The organism is Rhizobacter sp. P1_G5 (genome assembly GCF_056405435.1).
Genome location: NZ_JBFUCB010000903.1, coordinates 1 through 1,778, shown reverse-complemented (window position 1 = coordinate 1,778; position 1,778 = coordinate 1). Strand labels below are relative to the sequence as shown.

3 protein-coding genes are annotated in these 1,778 nt (G+C 65.5%); 2 read left to right on the top strand and 1 reads right to left on the bottom strand.

The genetic code is table 11. The annotated features are described in order from the left end of the window. Together AC1D12_RS32555 and AC1D12_RS32550 are read left to right on the top strand one after the other, a co-directional pair. The coding region (locus AC1D12_RS32555) for an HAD hydrolase family protein (RefSeq protein WP_477845269.1) at nucleotides 1-247 on the top strand (247 nt) is incomplete at its 5' end. A gap of 24 nt (nucleotides 248-271) precedes the next feature. Continuing rightward, nucleotides 272-1,345 carry a Fic family protein gene (locus tag AC1D12_RS32550; protein WP_477845268.1) on the top strand — a complete coding sequence of 358 codons (1,074 nt, stop codon included), beginning with the start codon at nucleotides 272-274 and terminating at the stop codon, nucleotides 1,343-1,345. A gap of 74 nt (nucleotides 1,346-1,419) precedes the next feature. On the opposite strand, the gene rraA is transcribed toward AC1D12_RS32550, so the two are convergent. Next, on the bottom strand, nucleotides 1,420-1,778 hold a 359-nt coding region (gene rraA / locus AC1D12_RS32545; protein ID WP_477845267.1), incomplete at its 5' end, for a ribonuclease E activity regulator RraA.

Genomic DNA, 1,778 nt, shown 5'->3' with positions numbered 1-1,778 from the left:
GCCCTGGGGCGACATCTGCGACGGCGACGAGAAGAAGCGCATGCTGCTCGCGACCTGCACGCAACTGGGCATCCAGCCGTCGCAGGCGATCGCGATGGGCGACGGGGCGAACGACCTGCCGATGATGGGCGTCGCCGGGCTCTCGGTGGCTTACCACGCGAAGCCGGCGGTGCGGGCGCAGGCGATGGTGGCGATCAATGCAGGAGGATTGGACAGGTTGCTGGACGTGATGCAAGTGGTGCAATAGCGGCCTCTTCCAGGAGCGCCACGCATGTTCGATCGCAACACGCCCTTCAACGATCTGCCGCCGCTGCCTCCAGCGACGGCATTGGAGACGACGGCCGTGTTGCGCAAGGCCATCACTGCGAGCCGCGCGCTCGCCGAGTTGAAAGGCATGGCCGAGCGCATGCCCGACCAGGCGATGCTCCTCGACAGCCTGGTCCTGCAGGAAGCGCGGGCCTCGTCGGAGATCGAGAACATCCTGACGACGAACGACGAGTTGTTCAAGGCGGCATCGGATGAGTCCTTGCCTGCCAGCCCCGAGGCCAAAGAGGTGTTGCGCTACCGCCAGGCGCTGAACCACGGCTTCCGGCAGATCGGCACCCGGCCGCTGGCGACCGGCCTGTTCATCGAGATCGCACAGCTCATCAAGCAGGCGGACTTCAGCCTCCGCCGGACACCCGGAACGCGCATCGCGAACGGCCGCGGCCAGACGATCTACACCCCGCCGGAAGGCGATGGCGTCATCCGGGACAAGCTGCGAGAGCTCGAGAACTTCATGCACGCCGAGGACGGGCTCGATGCGCTCGTGAAGATGGCCCTGATGCACTATCAGTTCGAGGCCATCCATCCGTTCCCCGACGGCAACGGACGCACCGGCCGCATCCTGAACATCCTCTACCTCGTCGATTGCGGGCTGCTCACCCAGCCGGTGCTGTACCTGTCTCGCCACATCATCGATCACAAGGCGGCCTACTACGAAGGTCTGCGCCGCGTGACGGAAGAAGGTGCCTGGATCGAGTGGGTGCTGTACATGCTCGATGCGGTCGAGCAGACCTCGCTGCGCACCCGGCAACAGATCATCGACATCCTCGCGTTGATGGAGTCCGTGCGGGAGCGCGTTCAACGTGAAGCGCCCGGTGTCTACAGCAAGGACCTGATCGAGCAGATCTTTCGCCAGCCGTATTGCAAGATCCAGTTTCTGGAGCGCGCCGGCCTCGGAACGCGGCAGACCTGCGCCAAATACCTGCGCGAACTGGAACGGCTCGGCGTGCTGAGCGGTCAGAAGATCGGCCGCGAGGTGTACTTCATCAACGAACCGCTGTTCGAGCTGCTGACGCGGTGACGGCGCGAAAACATGTTAAATTTATGACGTTTTTTTAACACGTTTCAGGAACATGTTCGCGGCAGCGACATGTTCTATGGCATCACCACGATCCCGTCCGCATCCGCATAAAGCCGGTCGCCCGGCCGCACCCACACGCCCTGCACCTGCACCGGCACGTCGCGCTGCCCTTCGTTGCGCTTCTCGGTCGGCAGCGGCATCAGCGCCAGCGCGCGGATGCCGACATCGCTGGCCGCCAGCTCTGCCACGTCGCGCACGCAGCCGTCGACCACCAGCCCCGCCCAGCCATTGCGCGCCGCAGCCGCCGCGAGGTTGCCGCCGACCAGCGCGCGCCGCAGCGAGCCGCCGCCGTCGACCACCAGCACCCGGCCCTGCCCCGGCGAGTCGACCGCCGCCTTCACCAGCGAGTTGTCCTCGAAGCACTTCACCGTGC